We start from the raw sequence: 19,589 nt of genomic DNA on the forward strand, positions 1-19,589 counted from the left end.
CGAAAAAATAAATTCAAAATGAGCAATTTAGATGATATCTTAAAAGCAAGACGGGATACACGTCATTTTACTGGCGATGAAGTTCCTGATGCTGTTTTGCAAAAAGCTTTGCAAGCTGGACATTGGGCACCATCGGTTGGTTTGACTGACGCGACCCGTTACTATATCATTAAATCACCTGAAGTTAAAAAGGCAATTAAAGCCTTGTTTTTGGATTATGACGCCAAGGCCTCGGACTTGACAGATGATAAAAAGCAAAAAACAAAATATAAATCTTTGAAATTGGAAGCGATCGAAGAAGCGCCGATCGGTTTAATTATTGCTTATGATCGATCCGTTTTAAATTCATTTACTATCGGGACTGTTGGCAGCAATGAAGCAGTAAAATTCAGTTCGGTTTGTGCAGCTCAAAACATGTGGCTGTCGCTCACAGAACAGGGATATGGAATGGGTTGGGTTTCGATTATTAATTATTATCAGTTTAAGAAAATCTTAAACTTGCCCGAAAACATTGAACCTTTGGGTTATTTTTGTGTTGGAAAGCCAGCGACAAACTACGACAACCAACCCATGTTGCAGCAGTTGGATTGGAAGCAAAAATCGCAAATTCCAGTAGTTACAGAAATTAGTAGTATCGATAAAACAATCTCACAGCAGATTGAAACTCATAAAAAAATAGCAGCATCACCTACTCTATTTTCCACTCAATCAATTCAAGATAAAATTGATGGAAAAACAAAACCTACTGGCTCTTTGGGAAAATTAGAGCAAATTGCTTTTCAAGTGGCTAGCGTTTTTCAAACGGTAACACCAGAAATCAAAAAACCAACAATTGTCGTTTTTGCCGCGGATCATGGTATTGCATTGCACGGCGTGAGTGCGTATCCGCAAGATGTTACCCGACAAATGGTTGCCAATTTCTTGGAAGGTGGCGCTGCGATTAACGTGTTTTGCAGACAACATAAAATAGATTTAAAAATTATTGATTCGGGCGTGAATTATGATTTTCCAACCAATACGGAACTCTTGAATTGTAAAATTGCCAAAAGCACGCAATCTTTTCTTCACGGGGCTGCAATGAGTAATATCGAATTGCAATTATGTTTTGAAAAAGGAAAACAAATCGTAGATCTTATTGCTGAAAATGGAAGTAATTGCATTGGTTTTGGCGAAATGGGAATCGCAAACACAGCAACAGCAGCTGTTTTAATGAGTCTATTAACTGAAATCCCCATTGAAGAATGTGTGGGAAGAGGGACGGGTTTGAATGATACGAAGCTAAATGAAAAGAATATAATTCTAAAGAAAGCTATTGAAAATTACTCTGGCTCAACCGATTTGAATGAAGTCCTAGCGTATTTTGGAGGTTTCGAAATTACACAAATGGCCGCTGGAATGTTAGCAGCTTTTGAAAATAATATGCTTATTCTAGTTGATGGATTTATTTGTTCGGTTGCATTTTTGATCGCCAAAACCATGAATCCTACTATTCAGCAAAATGCAATTTTCTGTCATCAATCTGATGAAAAAGCACATCGGAAATTATTAGACTATTTAAATGCTGAAACTATTTTACAACTAAATTTGCGTTTAGGCGAAGGAACAGGTTGCGCAGTTGCATTTCCAATTATCCAGTCGGCAGTTGCCTTTTTTAATGAAATGGCAAGTTTTGAAAATGCTGGTGTGAGTCAGCAATAAAAATTACACAAATAACTAAATGAAAAAACAACTGCATATTTTTTTTACCGCTTTGATGTTTTATACCCGCATTCCATGTCCCAAAAACATCGATCACAATCCAGATTATTTAAATAAAGCTTCTCGTTATTTTCCTTTGATTGGATGGATTGTGGGGATTATTTTTTTCTTGGCGTTTTATATTTCGTCTCAATTATTTTCGAATGAAACTGCAATTGTTTTCGGAATAATGGCAACAATTTTAACCACTGGTGCTTTTCATGAAGATGGTTTTGCAGATGTTTGCGACGGTTTTGGTGGCGGCTGGAACAAAGAAAAAATTCTTCTTATTATGAAAGATAGTGCAATAGGCGCTTATGGAGCGATTGGCTTAGTTGTTCTTTTTTTGTTGAAATTCACCTCTTTAAATGAATTATCGCACATAAATATCATTCCAAATCACTATTTATTTTCACTTGCCCTATTGTTTATTTCTGGACACTCCGTGAGTCGCTTGGCGGCAATTAGCATTGTTTTTACACATCAATATTCTCGCGAAGATGCAAGCAGCAAAAGTAAACCGATTGCACAAAACTTTGGATGGCAAGAAGTGGTTGGTGCTTTATTTTTCGGCTTGCTACCTCTTTTAATTTTAGCTTATTTTCAATATGAAATTCTAATTGTGCTGCTGCCTGTTTTTATAATTCGTTATTTTTTAGCACGTTATTTTCAGAAATGGATTGACGGTTATACTGGCGACTGCTTGGGAGCAACACAGCAAATTTGCGAAATCATCTTTTACTTATCTGTTATTGCTATATGGAAATTTATTTAGTACGTCATACAGAAACGGTTTGTGCCAAAGGAATCTGTTATGGTCAAGCCGATGTGGATCTTGTTACACCACATGATGCAATTTTTGAAAAAATTAGCAAGCAACTTCCTGAAAACGGAATTGTATACTCTAGTCCGCTACAGCGATGTTTAAAACTTTCGAATTACATTGCATCTCAAAAAAAAAGACAATCGTTGACAGTCGACAATCGATTAATGGAGATGAATTTTGGGGATTGGGAACTGCAAAAATGGGATGAAATCAATCCCGAACATCTTAACCCTTGGATGGAAGATTTTGTTTCAGTTCGCGTTCCAAATGGAGAATCCTTTGAAGATTTACATCAAAGAGTAGTTGATTTCATAGAAAATGAAATCAAATTTAAAAATGATAAGAATATTATTATTGTGGCTCATGCTGGAATCATTCGCAGCATTTTGTGTCATGTGAACGGTATTGCATTGAAAGACGCTTTTCAGAATAATGTTGCTTTTGGAGAAGTTATTCAAATTACATTATTAGCAACTAATTCATTATAAAATAATTATACATAAAAATACAATTTAATTTAAAATTTCAAACAAATTTTCATATTGCTGTTTTTTACTACTACATTTGCACCGCATTAAGGTTGTGTATATTTTCACACACATTAAAAGGGAATCAAGTTAATTCTTGAGCTGTACCCGCAACTGTAAGCTTAGTTCCGAAAGGAATGTTTGTTGTTAACTACAAGCCACTGTTCGACACACCGAATGGGAAGGTAAACAACAAAACGCAAGCCAGGAGACCTGCCTTTGCATAAAAATTGAACTCTCGGGAAGAAGGGTTTAGAAATTATGAAAGCGAACTATTTCTTTTTATTTATTTTAATGACTTGTTGCCAAATTATTTTGGCACAGAACGATAGTATTACTAAACTTAACGAAGTGGTTATTGCAGACCAAAACTTTAAAAAATTTAGCGATTCTCAGTCCGTTTTACATCTGAACGATTCTACTATCGTAAAAAATGAAGCGCTTTTAACAGATTTACTAAATTTCAATTCAACAATTTATTTTAAAGAATACGGTCGTGGGATGCTTTCTACAGTAGCTTTTAGAGGAACTACTGCTTCGCAAACTGCTGTTATTTGGAACGGCATTAATATCAATTCTCAGATGAACGGAAGTACCGATTTTAACACTATTGCCTCTTCTGATTTCAATTCGATTGACATAAAGGCCGGTGGAGGAAGTGTTATTTACGGAAGCGGTGCGATTGGTGGAACCGTTCACTTAAATACTACTTTGAAATTTACGAATCAATTTGAAAATAGTTTAAAACTAGATTATGGCAGTTATAACACACAAGGAGTCAACTATAAAGTAAATATTTCAAATACGAAATGGAGCACACAAATTGGCTTTTCAAGAAACAGCTCGACAAATGATTACGATTATGTCGGTCGATATAATTGGAAAGGAGAGCAGCTTTGGAATCAAAATGGAGAGTATGAATTGATTGGGTTCAATGCTAATTTAGGATACAAAATCAATTCAAAAAACAGCATTAAAGCCTACAGTCAAACATCAAATACTGATAGAAATACTTCATTAATTTCTGCCTCTGAAACCAGATCAAGATATATCAATGGTTTCAGTAGAAATTTAATAGAATATAATGGCAACTTTGATTCTTTTATAACTAGTTTTAAAACTGCGTATATTTTAGAAAACTATCAATATTATCCTGAAAAAGAGGAAAACAAATACAGTTACGGCAAAACAAAAAGCTGGACTAACATCTTAAATCTGGGTTATGAATTTAGCAAAACTATTAGTGTAAACGGTATTTTTGACTACACTAAAACGAGAGGATACGGAACAAGTTTTGGAAATAACACTCGTGAAATTATTTCGACTGCATTGCTAGCAAAACAGAAGCTTAACGAGAAATGGCAAAATGAGTATGGGGTTCGAAAAGAATTTACAAACAATTATAAATCGCCTATTTTATTCTCGTTTGGATCAATTTATGAGGTCAATAATTTTTATAATTTTAAAATGAACATTTCTCGTAATTTCCGCATTCCAACATATAATGATTTGTACTGGGAACAAGGGGGCAATCTAAATTTGAAACCTGAAAATTCCTACCAAGCAGAGATTGGAAATGTTTTTAATTTTAAAAAAATAAACCTTACTCAGACTTTTTATTTCAATAAAATTGATGATCTACTACGATGGGTTCCTGGAGATAAAGGCATATGGGCTCCACAAAACACGGATAAAGTAAATGCGTACGGTGCTGAAATAATATTAGGATGGGGAAATCAATACGGCAATAACTGTTTCAGTTTGAATGCCACTTATGCTTACACGATTTCTGAAAATATTGAAACAAAAAAGCAACTGTTTTTTGTGCCATTCCATAAAGCAACAGCAGCGTTGTCATATGCTTATAAGAACTTTTCGAGTAATTATCAGTTGTTATACAATGGTTTTGTTTACACTCAATCGGATAACGATCCCAAGCAAATTGTCAATTCTTACACTGTTTCCAATATTGCAATCGATTATGATCTTAAACTTGTAACTTCTTGTAAAGTTGGCTTCCAAGTTTTAAATATATGGAATTCTCCTTACGAAAGTTTAGAGAATAGACCAATGCCTGGAAGAAATTTTAATATGTACTTAAACCTTAAATTTTAATATAATGAAATTAACTAGATTATTTTTAGTCGCTTTAAGCGCAACGCTTTTTGTTTCTTGTTCAAATAATGATGACAATTCAAACGATCCAAAAGGAGTATATGACAATGGTGTTTTTATTCTAAATGAAGGAAACTCTAATGGAGGATCAGTTTCATTTTTAAGTGATGATCAAAGTACTTTTACGGCAGATGTTTACAGTACAGTAAATGGGTCTGATTATGTTGGAACTTTTCTTCAAAGTATCTTCTTTGACGGAGACAAAGCTTATATTGTTGCAAACGGTTCAAACGTAATTAATGTTGTTAATCGTTATACTTTTCAACTAGAAGCAAAAATCGAGACAGGTTTGAAAACTCCAAGATACGGTGTAGTAAAAGATGGTAAAGCATATGTAACAAATGCAAATACTTACTCTTATGCAAATCCAGAAACTGGAAATACTGATGATTTTGTTGCTGTAATTGACCTATCTACAAATAAAGTAGAATCTACAATTGCATTAAATGGAACTGCTAACCAAATTGAACTTGTAGGTAATAAACTTTATATTACTGAGCCTTACGATAATGACAAATTAATTATTGTTAATATCGCTACAAAAAAAGTGGAAACTGCATTACTCGTTGGTGATAGCGCTGATACAATGGAAGAAAAAGATGGTATTTTATATATAATTAGAAGTCCTTATGGAGATAGAAGTGAAATTTTAAAAGTAAAATTATCAGATAATTCTATTTCTAAAGTGATACTTACTGCAGATTTAGATGGTGCTAAAAATCTAGACGTTTATAAAAACAAAATTTATTTTACTGCTAAAACTTCTGTTTATGCAATGGATAATACAGCTACTGTATCTCCAACTAAGTCTATATTTGAATACACATCTACATCTGTTTACGGAAAGATGTATGGCTTTGCTGTAAACAATGATAAAATTTATGTTGCAGACGGAGGTGATTTCGCTAGTAATAGCAAAGCATACATTTATACGCTAACAGGAACACTTGAAAAAGAATTAACAGTTGGAGTTGGACCAAACGGATTTTATTTTAATAATTAGTAAGAAAAATACATTTCTAAATAAAATAGAAGGTGCATTTTAAAGCTTTACAAGCTGTTCGTTTTCTTAAAGATTTTTCTAAATTCAAATAGAACAAATCATTTATAACCAAAGGCTATCGTTGTAAAACTCACACAAAGAACTTTATTAAGGAAGATATAATAAATCCAAGTTTAGTATACTACTAATTTTTCTTCTACTATTGAAGAAAATAGTTAACCCATAATTACGTTTTAATTATTTTTATTTAAGTTGTTTTAAACAAAAACGGCTTCCAATTGGAAGCCGTTTTTTAGTACTATAATGCTCTTAAAAGTCCTTCAGGAGCTTTTTCTATAAACATCTGATTTAGATTGTTCATCGCTTTATTATCTGTAAAGTACTTATAAACTAAACTCGGATTCTTCTTTGTCAATTTTTGAGTTCCAGTAATTTTACCAACGGCTGTACTTAATAATGGTTCAGAAAGCTCTCCAAGAATTCCTAAATTGCTAAGACTTTCTTTAAGTTCGTAAGTTGGAACTAGTCCGTCGTAATACTCCCCAAAATCATTTGCATTAACTATTTTTAAAACAATGGGTTGCATGGCGTATTTATGGTTCGGATTTACATTTTTCTTGGTAAAAGTTGGCGAATCGTATAAAGTTACAGATCCAACATTTTTTCCAGTTGTGACATCACCAATTTGAACTACGTCTATATACGACTTCAAACCATTAATTACCAATTCACTTGCCGAAGCGGAGCTTTTAGTTGTTAAAATATATACTTTGCTCAAATTTAAACTATTGATAGATTGTCCTTCTAAATCTTTTGTGAAATAATTTTTCAGCAATTCAGGATCTTCTTTTTTAAAATACTCATTGAATTTCGCATTCCATTCTTGTTTCGAAAATACCTTTCCATCAAATTGTCCCGTTATCATACTTGCCAAACGAGTGGCTGTTTGCACGGAACCTCCACCGTTGTAGCGTAAATCTAAAACTAAATCAGTAACTCCAGCGGCTTTCAGCTCTCCAAAAACGTTATTTAACTCTTTATCATAATCCGCATAAAAACCGTTGTACATGATGTAACCAATTTTATGAGAACCTGACTCAATCACTTTATGAATGGCAATTGGGTTTTCTGCTAATACGCCTTTAGTTAAAGCAACTGTTTTACCATTTGAGGTAAAAGTACCACCGTTATTATCACCTAAATTTAGCGTATAATTTTCAAGATTTAGCAAGGATTGGTAATTGCTATCAGTTAATTGCGTTCCATTTACACCTACAAAAATATCGCCTCGCTTAATGTCTTTTTTCGATGCATCAGAATTTGGAACAATGTACCGAACATAGCCAAAAATCTCTGAACTACCACTCGATTTATACGACAATCCAAACTCCATTCCATCCGCCGTAGTTATTCCTTGAAAAGATTGCTCTAAAGCCGTGTAGTCTTTGACCATCCAACTAAACCGATCGATTTTAGGGTTAACACGCAGTGCATCGAATAGTTCGAAAGGATCGGTATAATTACGTAGAAAAGAATTTAATTGACCTTGATTGGCAAAACGATTGTCTGCTAAGTCTGGCACGTCAGCTTGCCATAAATAGTATTGGTTTAATCCTTTCCAAATAAAGTCTTGAACTTCTAAGTTATCTTGTTTCGCTAAATCAATATCATCTTGATCTTGGCAAGAATAGAAGGTGAGCGAAGCAAAAAGAAATACTGCAATAATTTTTAATGTAGATTTCATATAGTTAATTTCGATTGTATGGTTCTTGTAAATATAAACGCATTAGTTTTAATTATATTTTTAATAACAAAAAATAAGCCACATTACACTAAGATTATAAATAAGTGCAAAATAAAATAATCTGCTTTCGCTCAAGAAACTTATCGTAGTCCTACAAATGGCACAATTATAGTAGTATATTGTATTGCATAAATCAAAAAAAGTGGATTTAAAAAAAATTGAAATGAAAAAACTAACAATATTGGCAATGGCAATGCTTTGCACCACAACATTTTATTCTCAGAGCACTTTTGATGCCTACGATCAGCACGATGATGTTAATGCTATAGTTGTCACAAAAAAGATGTTCGAATTAATGGGTAAGGTACAAATAGATGGATCTGACAGTGTAAGTCAAAACTATCTGAATTTAACTAAAAAATTAACCGATCTAAAAGTTTTTACAACTCAAAATGCTGCCCGTGAAAAAGAAATGAAGATTAGCGCTTATAATTATATAAAGTCTGCTAGTTTAGTGGAGCTTAAAAAAGTAAACGAGACAGGCAAAACAGTTACTATTTACTCTAACGCTGGAGCAACTGCCAATCAAGTTAAGGAACTGTTTATGTTTATTGAAAGTTCGTCCAATGAAGATTCTGTTTTAATGGATTTGAAAGGGAATTTTAGTTTAAGCGAAATTTCATTATTGATTGATAAAATGCAAATCCCTGGTGGAAAGTATCTGAAACAAGTAGCAAACGGTCGATAATATTATTTCGCAGTTCATTATAAAAAAAGCCTCAATTTCTTGAGGCTTTTTTTATAATGAATCTGAGATTATTTACTCAAATACATTTTTCTTCTTGAATACAATTCGTAGAACTGATCGTCTTTTAAGTCATCAATGAACAAGATGCTCTCTCCTGTCGATTTCATTTCTGGTCCTAATGCTTTATTTACATTTGGGAATTTACTGAAAGAGAAAACGGGTTGTTTAATTGCATACCCTTTTAATTGGGGGTTAAAATTAAAGTCAGTTACTTTATTATGTCCTAGCATAACTTTCGTTGCGTAATTCACATAAGGCTCTCCGTATGCTTTTGCGATGAAAGGAACCGTACGAGAAGCTCTTGGATTGGCTTCAATGATGTAAACCGTATCGTCTTTAATCGCAAACTGAATGTTGATTAATCCAACCGTTTTAAGACCCAAAGCAATTTTCTTAGTATGATCTTTAATTTGTTGCAGCACAAATTCACCTAAATTAAAAGGAGGTAATGTTGCATTACTATCTCCCGAGTGTACACCACAAGGTTCAATATGCTCCATAATTCCGATAATATACACGTTTTCACCGTCACAAATTGCATCTGCTTCCGCTTCAATGGCACCATCTAAATAGTGATCTAAAAGTAATTTGTTTCCAGGTATTGTTTTCAGCAAGTTTACAACGTGCTCTTCCAATTCTTGTTTATTAATTACAATTTTCATTCCTTGACCACCCAATACATAAGAAGGACGGATCAATAACGGAAAGTCTAGAACATCAGCTAGAGCTGAAGCTTCATCTGCAGTTTCTGCAATCCCAAACTGTGGGAACGGAATTTCTAATTCAGTCAATAAATTAGAGAAACGTCCTCTGTCTTCTGCTAAATCCAAAGCATCAAAGCTAGTTCCAATAATTTTTATTCCATATTTAGAAAGTTTCTCTGCCAACTTAAGAGCAGTTTGCCCACCCAATTGTACGATAACTCCTTCTGGCTTTTCGTGTTGAATAATATCATAAATATGTTCCCAGAAAACAGGTTCAAAGTACAATTTATCCGCTGTATCAAAATCGGTCGAAACCGTTTCTGGATTACAGTTAATCATAATGGTTTCGTAACCACATTCTTTGGCAGCTAAAACTCCGTGAACACAAGAATAATCAAACTCAATTCCTTGTCCAATTCGGTTTGGCCCTGAACCTAAAACAATAATTTTCTTTTTATCAGAAACTACGCTTTCGTTATCTACATAACGCTCGCCGTTTGCTTTTTCAATTTCAGCCTCAAAAGTCGAGTAATAATAAGGTGTTTTCGCTTTAAATTCAGCTGCACACGTATCTACCAATTTAAATACGCGGTTGATATTCATTGTATCACGTAAAGTGTGCACTTCACTTTCTAGACAACCAACCATGTGAGCAATTTGTCTGTCTGCAAAACCTTTTTGTTTCGCTTCAAGCAATAACTCTCTCGGTAAATCGGCTACCTTATAAGTAGCTATTTCTTTTTCTAAAGCATATAATTCTTCATACTGTCTCAAGAACCACATGTCAATTTTGGTAATTTCATGAAGGCGACTCAAGGGAATACCCATTGCAATAGCATCATAAATTACAAAAACACGATCCCAACTTGCGTACGTTAATTTTTCAATGACTTGCTCGTAGTTGGTATATCCTTTTCCGTCAGCTCCTAAACCATTTCTTTTGATTTCCAAAGATTGAGTGGCTTTGTGCAAGGCTTCTTGAAACGAACGTCCAATTCCCATTACTTCACCAACCGATTTCATCTGAAGACCTAAAGTACGATCTGAACCTTCAAATTTATCGAAGTTCCAGCGAGGTATTTTTACAATTACATAATCCAAAGTCGGCTCAAAAAGTGCTGAAGTAGATTTTGTAATTTGATTTTGCAATTCATCTAAATTGTATCCTAAAGCTAATTTTGATGCAATTTTTGCAATTGGATATCCAGTAGCTTTTGACGCTAAAGCAGAAGAACGAGATACACGAGGATTAATTTCGATAGCAACGATATCTTCTTTTTCATCTGGAGATACTGCAAATTGTACATTACAACCTCCTGCAAAATTACCAATGCTACGCATCATTAAAATTGCATAATCACGCATTCTCTGAAATGTAGTATCAGATAAAGTCATTGCAGGTGCAACAGTAATCGAATCTCCAGTATGAATTCCCATAGGATCCATATTTTCAATCGAGCAGATAATCACAACATTATCGTTTTTATCTCTTAAAAGCTCCAATTCGTACTCTTTCCAGCCCATCAAAGCTTTGTCAATTAGTACTTCATGAATTGGCGATGCTTCTAGACCGGCGGTTAGCAATCGGTCAAAATCTTCAGGTTTGTAAACGATAGAAGCTCCAGTCCCTCCTAGTGTAAACGAAGGACGAATTACCAAAGGAAATCCAAATTCTTGCGCAATTTCTTTTCCTCTTAAATAAGAAGTACATATTTCTGCCGGTGCAGAAGGCACTCCTATTTTATGAAGTAATTGTTTAAACTGCTCTCTATCTTCGGTAATATTAATTGCATTAATATCTACACCAATTAATCGTACCCCAAAATCCTTCCAAATTCCTTTTTCTTCTGCTTCTAAACATAAGTTTAATGCAGTTTGACCTCCCATAGTTGGCAAAACAGCATCAATTTGCGGATGTTCTTTCAGAATTTCAACAATCGATTTTGTAGTTAATGGTTTCAAGTAAATATGATCGGCCATTGTTGGATCGGTCATAATTGTTGCAGGATTAGAGTTAATAAGAATAACTTCAATTCCTTCTTCACGAATCGAGCGTGCAGATTGAGAACCTGCATAATCAAATTCGCAAGCTTGACCAATAACGATAGGACCCGAACCTATTATTAAAACCGATTTAATTGATGTGTCTTTAGGCATTTTATTTGTGTTGTGTAGTTATAGTTTTTTCTAATTTAAAGTTGTAGCTACCTTAAAACTAAAGGATTAAACCTTTATTTACTGACAAGGTATAAAAAAAGGCGATACTTAAAAAAAGTAACGCCTTATTTATGTTTATACAAACATTATTTTTTGTGTCTTGGCTCGCAAGAAACAGTCAGTTTATGTCTTCCTTTCGCTCTTCTACGCGCAAGAACTTTTCTTCCGTTCGCAGATTCCATTCTGTCCATAAATCCGTGTTTATTTCTTCTTTTTCTTTTCGATGGTTGAAATGTTCTTTTGCTCATTGCTTTGTATCTTTAAAATGGTGTCTATTTTCTTTTTACTAGTTTTGAAAGACTTCCTCCAAAACCGAGTGCAAATATACAAAGTCTTTTTTTACTAGCAAGAAGTTTTATAAAAATATTTTTAATTCATTTTACTATCTTTGCAAACATAAATTTACACCCTATTATGTTTCACAAAAATATTAAATTAATTCTAGCGGCACTTATATTAGTGGCTAGTGTTTGGCAGTTTACGGAAAACAACATTGGAAATGGAATTTTCTTAATTTTAGTAGCAGGAATTCCTGTTTTTCTTTATTTTAAGAATGAATTTATTCTTTTAGCCTTTCTTAAATTAAGAAAACAAGACTTTGAAGGGGCAAAAAAGTGGTTGGCTTATATTAAAAATCCCGATACTGCGCTAGTTCGCAAACAACAAGGATACTTTAATTACTTGCACGGAATCATGCTTTCGCAAACCAATTTAAATAAGGCAGAGAAGCATTTCAAAAAAGCAATCGAATTAGGATTGTCTATGGATATGGACTTAGCTGTTGCTAAATTAAACCTTGCAGGGGTTGCGATGTCTCGAAGAAGAAAAATCGAAGCCAGCGGTTTGTTAGCTGAAGCTAAAAAATTAGACAAACAAGGAATGCTGAAAGATCAAATTATAATGATGAAAGATCAGATGAAGAAAATATAGTTTTCATAAAATTTCTTTCTTAATAAACTAAACCATCCATTGCGGATGGTTTTTTTGTGCCGTTCATCAAATAAACAAACAGTTGAACGTGTTTTTTAGAGCAGTAGCTTGATTTGTAATAATTTAAACGTTACAAAAAAATAGCTATGTTAAAAAAGGTATTTTATACACTACTCTTAATTTGTTTTTCTATTAGTTATGGACAAAATACTAATGTTGCTTTTTCACGCGCTTTGCAGTTAAATATACGTCCGTATATCAAAGCGAGTAACAAAGCCTTTAGAGATCAAAATTTCACAGAAGGAGCGCGGTTATTTGATTCGTTAGTGAACTATAAATTAGTCGGAACACAATTTGACGATTTTACAGTAAAAAATCTTTCTTCCAAAAAAATTACGCTTAGCAAAATAGGCAAACCCGTCTTTATCATTACCTATGCCTCTTGGTGCATTATAAATAAAGGGGATATTCCGGCACTCAACAAAATTGTTGAAGAACAGCATGGCGACTTAGAAGTTTTAGTTTTCTTTTGGGGAACCAGAGCTGACTTGTAAAAAACGTCTCGGTTTTTTCATAAAAAAATTCAAATTTGCTATACGGACACTAGTGAGAATGAAAATTATGAATTAGTAACGCGGCTAAAAAATACTTTAGGCTTCCCAACCTCCTATTTTATTGATTCCAATCAAAAAGTGCTAAGTATTAACCGAATTAGCAATCCATTTATGGGAAATATTACTTTAGAACAAGCAACCGAACAGAGCTATAAAAATTTTATCTCTATGATTAATACCGTACGATTAAAAAATAATTCGGTTGTTTTACCACTTGTAGAAAATTAATTACTTTCTTATAAAATCAGGTAGATTATCATTCATCCAACGAAATTTATTTAAAATCATAATGTGAGTACCACCTTTTACAACGATACAATTATCAATACATTTTATAGGAAAAACGTCGTCTGAATCTCCATGAATATGAATTACGTTCGGATTTGCAACAACTCTCTCCCAGAGAATAACACTTCGAATAGCCCAGTTTAGATATTTATAATCGCGAATGGATAAATATTTTTTATACAAAACCAATCGTTTGTTTATTTTTTTTCCAAAAGAAAACTTCGCTAAACTCTCAACGTTTGCCAACAATCGTACAGGAATTAATTTGTATGCTTGAGTAGATTTTGCAATTCGCATTCGAAGCGGCAATTCTTTATTACTTTTAACGCTAGAAATAATAATTACCTTCTTCACTTTTATGTGTTCCGCCATCTCTTGAACCAAAATTCCACCAAAAGACACGCCGATCAAAACTGGATTTTCTTCCTTAATAGACAACGTCATTCGTTTTGCATAAGCCGAAAGTGACTCATTTTCCATGGGAATAGCCCATTCTAATAGATGAACTTCAAATTCGTCCGGCAGATTAATTCGTTCAAAAATTAAACTACTCGCAGCCAAACCAGGCATAAAATAAACGGGGATTTTTGGTGTCATTATTTCACAGATTTTAAACTTCTAAGAACCATAAATTTAAAGTTTTTTGATAGAAGCACCTAATTTCTAAAGCTTCTATTGGTTACTTATAATCGCCCAAATCATTTTAAGCGTCGCTTGTTCCTTCTGACAGACTGAGAAATCAGATGTTAAAACACTTTGTGTTTGACTTTCAAACACTTAACTTTGCACTTGCTAAATTAACTCAAAATAGACTTTGAGAGCTGTTGGTTTATTAGAACCAACAAAGAATATAATTTTCTTATAAGTTACTTTTAAAAGCATAAATTCAAAAAAACAAATAAAAGTTATGGAACCAATTACAGCTATTGAAATTAAAGACAACACTTTTGCAAGACAATTTGAAACCACAGTAACAGAAGGAATGATTAGCGTTGAATATTCTTTTCAAGATAGAAAAATATTTTTAACCAAAATAAACACTCCCGAAGAATTTAAAAATGAACCTTTTATTGATAATCTAATTAAAAACATCTTAGAAACTGCTACTGAACAACGTTTAAAAGTTGTTCCTACTTATCCTAGAGTTGTTCAGTTTTTCAAAAAAAACCCATCGTATAAAGAACTCCTACCTCCCGGAATTAGACTGTAAGCTCACTTTTAACAATAAAAAAAAGGCAAACTTTAATTAGTTTGCCTTTTTTAATACTATTGCATCTTTTTTATTTTTCAATTTCGCTTAAATTCTCCATTTTTTTGTGCGCTAAGAATCCTGAAATATCTTCAAAATGTTCTTTTACTCGTTTATTTCCGAATTCAAAAACTTTGGTAGCTAATCCATCAAGAAAATCACGGTCGTGCGAAACTAAGATTAAAGTGCCATCAAAATCACGCAAAGCATCTTTAATAATGTCTTTAGTCTTCATGTCTAAGTGATTGGAAGGCTCATCTAAAATTAATAAATTTACTGGTTCTAGCAATAATTTTATCATTGCCAAACGCGTTTTTTCTCCGCCCGAAAGCACTTTTACTTTTTTGGTAATGTCGTCACCTTGAAACATAAAAGCACCAAGAATATTTTTGATTTGCGTACGCACATCTCCAACCGCAATATTATCTATAGTTTCAAAAATAGTTGCATTTTCATCTAATAAAGAAGCCTGATTTTGAGCAAAATATCCAATTTGAGCATTGTGACCTATATCTAAACTACCGCCATCAATACCAATTTCTTTCATGATAGCCTTAATCATAGTCGATTTTCCTTCGCCATTTTTACCAACAAAGGCAACTTTTTCACCTCTTTCGATAACAATATTAGCACCTTTAAAAACAACATGTTCGCCATACGCTTTTGTCAAGTCTTTAACAATAACTGGATATTGTCCTGAACGCGCAGCCGGCGGAAACTTTAATTTTAATGCCGAATTATCCACTTCATCCACTTGAACAATCACTAATTTTTCGAGCATTTTTACACGAGACTGAACGGCGTCTGTCTTAGAGAAAGTCCCTTTAAAACGATCGATAAAAGTTCTATTATCCGCTATCATCCTTTGCTGTTCGTCGTAAGCTTTCTGTTGGTGAATGCGTCGGTCTTTTCTAAGCTCTAAATAATGACTGTATTTTGCTTTGTAGTCGTAAATACGTCCCATTGTCACCTCGATAGTTCGATTTGTAATATTATCTACAAACGCTCTGTCGTGGGAAATAACTACGACTGCTTTTGCAGAATTAATCAAAAAATCTTCCAACCATTGTATACTTTCGATATCCATGTGATTGGTTGGCTCATCTAGTAAAATCAAATCAGGCTTGCGTAATAAAATTTTAGCTAATTCAATTCTCATTCTCCATCCTCCAGAAAACTCTGAAGTTTGTCGACTAAAATCTTTGCGAACAAATCCCAACCCAGTTAAAATTTTCTCTACTTCTGCTTCGTAATTTACTTCTTCAATTGCGTAAAACTTCTCACTTAGGTCAGAAACTCGTTCAATTAACTTCATGTACGCATCACTTTCGTAGTCGGTACGAACAGTTAACTGTTCGTTGATTTCATCTATTTCAGACTTCATTTTAAAGATCTCACCAAAAGCTTTTGATGCTTCTTCCATTACAGTAGCTCCGTCCACCGTTAGTAAGTGCTGCGGCAAATAAGCAACAACAGCATCTTTTGGCGTAGAAATACTTCCGGTAGAAGGTTTACTTTGACCTGCAATAATCTTCAGTAAAGTCGATTTTCCCGCGCCATTTTTTCCCATTAGGGCAATCTTATCATTTTTATTAATAGCAAAAGAAACATCGCTAAAAAGTGTGGTCCCGCCAAATTGAACGGAGATATCATTTACTGTAATCATTACGTTGATTGATTTTTTTTTGAAGTTGCAAAGATAGATTAATTAGAGAAGTAGACAATTGGATACTCTTATAATTGCACAACCATAAATTTATTCTTTAAACCACGAAAAAATCCGATAACCATCTTGATAGAATGCTTATCGGATTTTTTTATATTGATCGAAAAGTTATTACAATTTTCTGTTCTCATACAACTCTTCCCAAAGCGGCGCATTATCAACACCAATATCTTTCGGATTAAAAATTGGATTTCTTCCTGCTTTTCGTTGTTTTTCGTAATCTTTTAAAGCTGCCAAAGCAGGTTTTTGCAAAATTAAAATGGCAATAATGTTAAACCACGCCATTAAACCAACTCCTAAATCACCGATATCCCAAGCCAATTTTGCTGTATTTACACTTCCGTAAATGATAACTAAAATCATTACTGCTCGCAATAAATGATTGTAAAATGGTGATTTTAACTTTCGTGTCAAATACGAAACATTAGTCTCTGCAATATAATAATAAGCCAAAATAGTTGTAAAAGCAAAGAAAAACAATGCGATAGCAACAAAATAAGAACCATAACCCGGAAAAACTGTGTCCATAGCACTTTGCGTATAACCAGCACCAGGACTCACACTAGCCAGTCCTGTATATAAAAACTCTGATTCTCCTTTAGATCCAAACGCAGGGTTTTGCACATTATAAGTTCCCGTAATTAAAATCATAAATCCGGTAGCTGTACAAACCAAAAGTGTATCAATATAAACCGAAAAAGCTTGTACCAATCCTTGTTTCGTAGGATGAGACACATTTGCCGCTGCAGCAATATGTGGTGCCGAACCTTGACCTGCTTCATTAGAATAAATTCCTCTTTTTACTCCCCACTGTACGGCTAAACCAAATACAGCACCGAAACCAGCTTCTTGATTGAAAGCACTTTTGAAGATCAAAGAGATGATTCCAGGCAATTGATCAATATCTACCGCGATAATTATAATAGCCGCAATAATATAACCTGCTGCCATAAAAGGAACAATTAGCTCCGTAAATTTCGCTATACGTTTAACTCCTCCAAAAACAATTGCAGCAAAAATAACTGCCAATGAAATACCCGTGATCCATGAGTCCAATTGAAAAGCATTTTGTATTCCTTCAGCAACCGAATTGGCCTGTACACCTGGTAATAAAATTCCCATGGCAACTACAGCTACAATCGCAAAAGCAGTAGCGAACCATTTTACTCCTAAACCTCTTTCAATATAAAAAGAAGGTCCACCACGTAGCAATCCTTTATTTTCTTCTTTATAAATTTGTGCTAAAGTTGCTTCTATAAATGCCGTACTAGCACCAAAAAATGCTACCGTCCACATCCAGAATAAGGCGCCAGGTCCACCGAAAGCAATAGCAGTAGCTACACCTGCAATATTTCCTGTACCTACTCTACCAGCCAAAGACATCGACAACGCTTGAAAAGAGGACACGCCAGATTCTGAACTTTCACCATCAAATAACAAGCGAAACATTTCTCTAAAATGACGTACTTGAAGAAATCGAGTTCTTAATGAAAAATAGAGACCTGCTCCTAAACACAATACAATTAAAGCATTACTCCATATGATATCATTCAAAAACGTTACAATTTCTTCCATACAACAAATCTATTATTTTATAATTATTAAAAATGCAATAAAATCTTTCAAAAAATAAAAATTTGGTATAAAACTATAACATCTAAAGAAAAAAAACTAATAGATAATCATATTAAAAATTTAAAAACCAATACCGAAGAATTATAAAACTATTAAAAATGCATCTAAATTTACATAATTATTATTAAAACATCATGCTGAAGAGTAAATCCATTATAAATTCGCAATAAAACAAAAAGAGCTTTACCATATTACGGAAAAGCTCTTTTTATTTTATTTACTCTTAATTTAATCTCTACGCCACTTTTTAGTCTCGTCAAAAACGTGTTCTAAAATAGATTCTTCGACCGCGTCAAAAGCAATATTACGACGACTTAAGACTAATTTTACAGTTTCAAAAGCTTTTTTAGTATTGTAAGTCGTAAATCCAGCAGCACCACCCCAAGAAAAACTTGGGATAAAATTACGAGGAAATCCAGTCCCGAATATATTTGCACTGACGCCCACAACTGTACCGGTATTAAACATGGTATTTATACCACATTTACTATGATCACCCATCATTAAACCACAGAACTGCAGTCCCGTTTTTGCAAATCCTTCGGTTTCATAACTCCACAATTTTACTTCTTCATAGTTGTTTTTAAGATTAGAGTTATTAGTATCTGCACCCAAATTACACCATTCACCTACAACAGAATCTCCTAAATAACCTTCGTGCCCTTTATTTGAATTTGGAAAAATAACTGAATTTTTGACTTCACCTCCAATTCTAGAGCCATTCCCGACGGTTGTAGCGCCGTAAACCTTGGCTCCCATTTTCACAGAAGCACTTTCACATAACGCAAAAGGTCCACGAATAACGGCATTTTCCATAATTTCTGTATTCCTACCTATATATATAGGTCCGGTAGAAGCGTTAAGAGTTACAAATTCTAACTTAGCCCCTTCTTCTAAAAAAATATTTTCTGGCGCAATAACATTAACACTTTTAGGAATTGGCTGTGATTTTCTGTCTGCGGTTACGAATTCGAAATCTTGGCAAATCGCAGCATTATTTTTAGAGAAAATATCCCAAGTGTTTTGAACTGTAATGCAATCTTCTGAAAATTGTAAAATCTCGTAAGCGTCCAAATCTACTTCTTCTTGATTTTCTGTAGTGTAAAAAGCAATTATATCTTCGCCTTTGTAAATGGCTTGATTCTCCTTTAAATCTTGAATCATTTCAACCAAATTGGCTGTGGGCAAAAATGAGGCATTTATCATGACGTTCTCTTCCATTTCGACCATTGGAAATTTCTGTGATAAGTACTCTTCAGTAATAGTTGTAATAGTAGATCCCAAACGCATCTCCCACTTTTCGCGAATGGTCATAATACCGATTAGGATATCAGCGACGGGTCGCGTAAAAGTAAAAGGCAACAAAGCATCTCGTGCTGGGCCATCAAAAAGAATATAGTTCATAC

Annotated in this window: 16 protein-coding genes and 1 riboswitch; of the genes, 9 read left to right on the plus strand and 7 right to left on the minus strand. The window is 33.8% G+C overall.

What is annotated here, in order from left to right; all coding sequences use genetic code 11:
- The first annotated feature begins 18 nt into the window (after positions 1 to 18).
- The 5 genes from cobT to AP058_RS05075 all read left to right on the plus strand — a co-directional run bounded on the left by cobT (position 19) and on the right by AP058_RS05075 (position 6,268).
- A complete protein-coding gene (cobT, locus tag AP058_RS05055; protein ID WP_066307468.1) occupies positions 19 to 1,698 on the plus strand; it encodes a nicotinate-nucleotide--dimethylbenzimidazole phosphoribosyltransferase in 1,680 nt (559 codons plus the stop codon).
- 19 nt (positions 1,699 to 1,717) lie between these two features.
- Positions 1,718 to 2,512, plus strand: a complete 795-nt coding sequence (locus AP058_RS05060; RefSeq protein WP_066307473.1) for an adenosylcobinamide-GDP ribazoletransferase — start codon at positions 1,718 to 1,720, stop codon at positions 2,510 to 2,512.
- Positions 2,497 to 3,051 (plus strand): alpha-ribazole phosphatase, encoded by a 555-nt coding sequence (cobC, locus tag AP058_RS05065; RefSeq protein WP_066307475.1) that lies wholly within the window; start codon positions 2,497 to 2,499, stop codon positions 3,049 to 3,051. The genes AP058_RS05060 and cobC overlap by 16 nt, the downstream gene beginning before the upstream one ends.
- 72 nt (positions 3,052 to 3,123) lie before the next feature.
- Positions 3,124 to 3,326, plus strand: a riboswitch (cobalamin riboswitch).
- 25 nt (positions 3,327 to 3,351) lie between these two features.
- Positions 3,352 to 5,205, plus strand: coding sequence for a TonB-dependent siderophore receptor (locus AP058_RS05070; protein WP_066307476.1), 1,854 nt, complete (start codon positions 3,352 to 3,354; stop codon positions 5,203 to 5,205).
- 4 nt (positions 5,206 to 5,209) lie between these two features.
- Positions 5,210 to 6,268, plus strand: a complete 1,059-nt coding sequence (locus AP058_RS05075) for a hypothetical protein (RefSeq protein WP_066307477.1) — start codon at positions 5,210 to 5,212, stop codon at positions 6,266 to 6,268.
- Between the two features lie 298 nt (positions 6,269 to 6,566).
- Here the strand turns inward: AP058_RS05075 and AP058_RS05080 are convergent, their stop codons facing one another.
- Positions 6,567 to 8,012 carry a S41 family peptidase gene (locus AP058_RS05080; protein ID WP_066307478.1) on the minus strand — a complete coding sequence of 482 codons (1,446 nt, stop codon included), beginning with the start codon at positions 8,010 to 8,012 and terminating at the stop codon, positions 6,567 to 6,569.
- A gap of 223 nt (positions 8,013 to 8,235) precedes the next feature.
- On the opposite strand from AP058_RS05080, the gene AP058_RS05085 reads away from it, so the two are divergent.
- Positions 8,236 to 8,760, plus strand: coding sequence for a DUF4252 domain-containing protein (locus tag AP058_RS05085; RefSeq protein ID WP_066307707.1), 525 nt, complete (start codon positions 8,236 to 8,238; stop codon positions 8,758 to 8,760).
- A gap of 68 nt (positions 8,761 to 8,828) precedes the next feature.
- Here AP058_RS05085 and carB read toward each other — a convergent pair whose 3' ends face one another.
- Both carB and rpmH read right to left on the minus strand, forming a co-directional pair.
- Positions 8,829 to 11,681: a carbamoyl-phosphate synthase large subunit gene (carB, locus tag AP058_RS05090; RefSeq protein ID WP_066307480.1), complete on the minus strand. Its 2,853-nt coding sequence runs from the start codon at positions 11,679 to 11,681 to the stop codon at positions 8,829 to 8,831.
- A gap of 146 nt (positions 11,682 to 11,827) precedes the next feature.
- Complete coding sequence (gene rpmH / locus AP058_RS05095; protein WP_022828464.1) at positions 11,828 to 11,989, minus strand: 50S ribosomal protein L34; 162 nt, start codon at positions 11,987 to 11,989, stop codon at positions 11,828 to 11,830.
- A gap of 166 nt (positions 11,990 to 12,155) precedes the next feature.
- Here rpmH and AP058_RS05100 point away from each other — a divergent pair, with 166 nt between their 5' ends.
- Together AP058_RS05100 and AP058_RS05105 are read left to right on the plus strand one after the other, a co-directional pair.
- Positions 12,156 to 12,671 carry a hypothetical protein gene (locus AP058_RS05100; protein ID WP_066307482.1) on the plus strand — a complete coding sequence of 172 codons (516 nt, stop codon included), beginning with the start codon at positions 12,156 to 12,158 and terminating at the stop codon, positions 12,669 to 12,671.
- 146 nt (positions 12,672 to 12,817) lie between these two features.
- Entirely contained in the window at positions 12,818 to 13,225 is a 408-nt protein-coding gene (locus AP058_RS05105) for a redoxin domain-containing protein (RefSeq protein ID WP_066307483.1), read from the plus strand.
- Between the two features lie 288 nt (positions 13,226 to 13,513).
- Here AP058_RS05105 and AP058_RS05110 read toward each other — a convergent pair whose 3' ends face one another.
- On the minus strand, positions 13,514 to 14,170 hold the full coding sequence (locus AP058_RS05110) for an alpha/beta fold hydrolase (RefSeq protein ID WP_231739541.1): 657 nt from the start codon (positions 14,168 to 14,170) through the stop codon (positions 13,514 to 13,516).
- 310 nt (positions 14,171 to 14,480) lie between these two features.
- Between AP058_RS05110 and AP058_RS05115 the strand changes: the two genes are divergently transcribed.
- Entirely contained in the window at positions 14,481 to 14,783 is a 303-nt protein-coding gene (locus AP058_RS05115) for a GNAT family N-acetyltransferase (protein ID WP_231739544.1), read from the plus strand.
- A 70-nt stretch (positions 14,784 to 14,853) separates the two neighbouring features.
- Here the strand turns inward: AP058_RS05115 and AP058_RS05120 are convergent, their stop codons facing one another.
- The 3 genes from AP058_RS05120 to AP058_RS05130 all read right to left on the minus strand — a co-directional run bounded on the left by AP058_RS05120 (position 14,854) and on the right by AP058_RS05130 (position 19,587).
- Positions 14,854 to 16,488 (minus strand): ABC-F family ATP-binding cassette domain-containing protein, encoded by a 1,635-nt coding sequence (locus AP058_RS05120; protein WP_066307484.1) that lies wholly within the window; start codon positions 16,486 to 16,488, stop codon positions 14,854 to 14,856.
- 171 nt (positions 16,489 to 16,659) lie between these two features.
- Positions 16,660 to 18,123: a sodium:alanine symporter family protein gene (locus tag AP058_RS05125; RefSeq protein WP_066307485.1), complete on the minus strand. Its 1,464-nt coding sequence runs from the start codon at positions 18,121 to 18,123 to the stop codon at positions 16,660 to 16,662.
- Between the two features lie 288 nt (positions 18,124 to 18,411).
- Complete coding sequence (locus tag AP058_RS05130; RefSeq protein ID WP_066307486.1) at positions 18,412 to 19,587, minus strand: GlmU family protein; 1,176 nt, start codon at positions 19,585 to 19,587, stop codon at positions 18,412 to 18,414.
- Between the last annotated feature and the right edge of the window lie 2 nt (positions 19,588 to 19,589).

It is taken from the genome of Flavobacterium sp. TAB 87, from assembly GCF_001529295.1.
In the GTDB taxonomy this organism is placed as follows: Bacteria; Bacteroidota; Bacteroidia; order Flavobacteriales; family Flavobacteriaceae; genus Flavobacterium.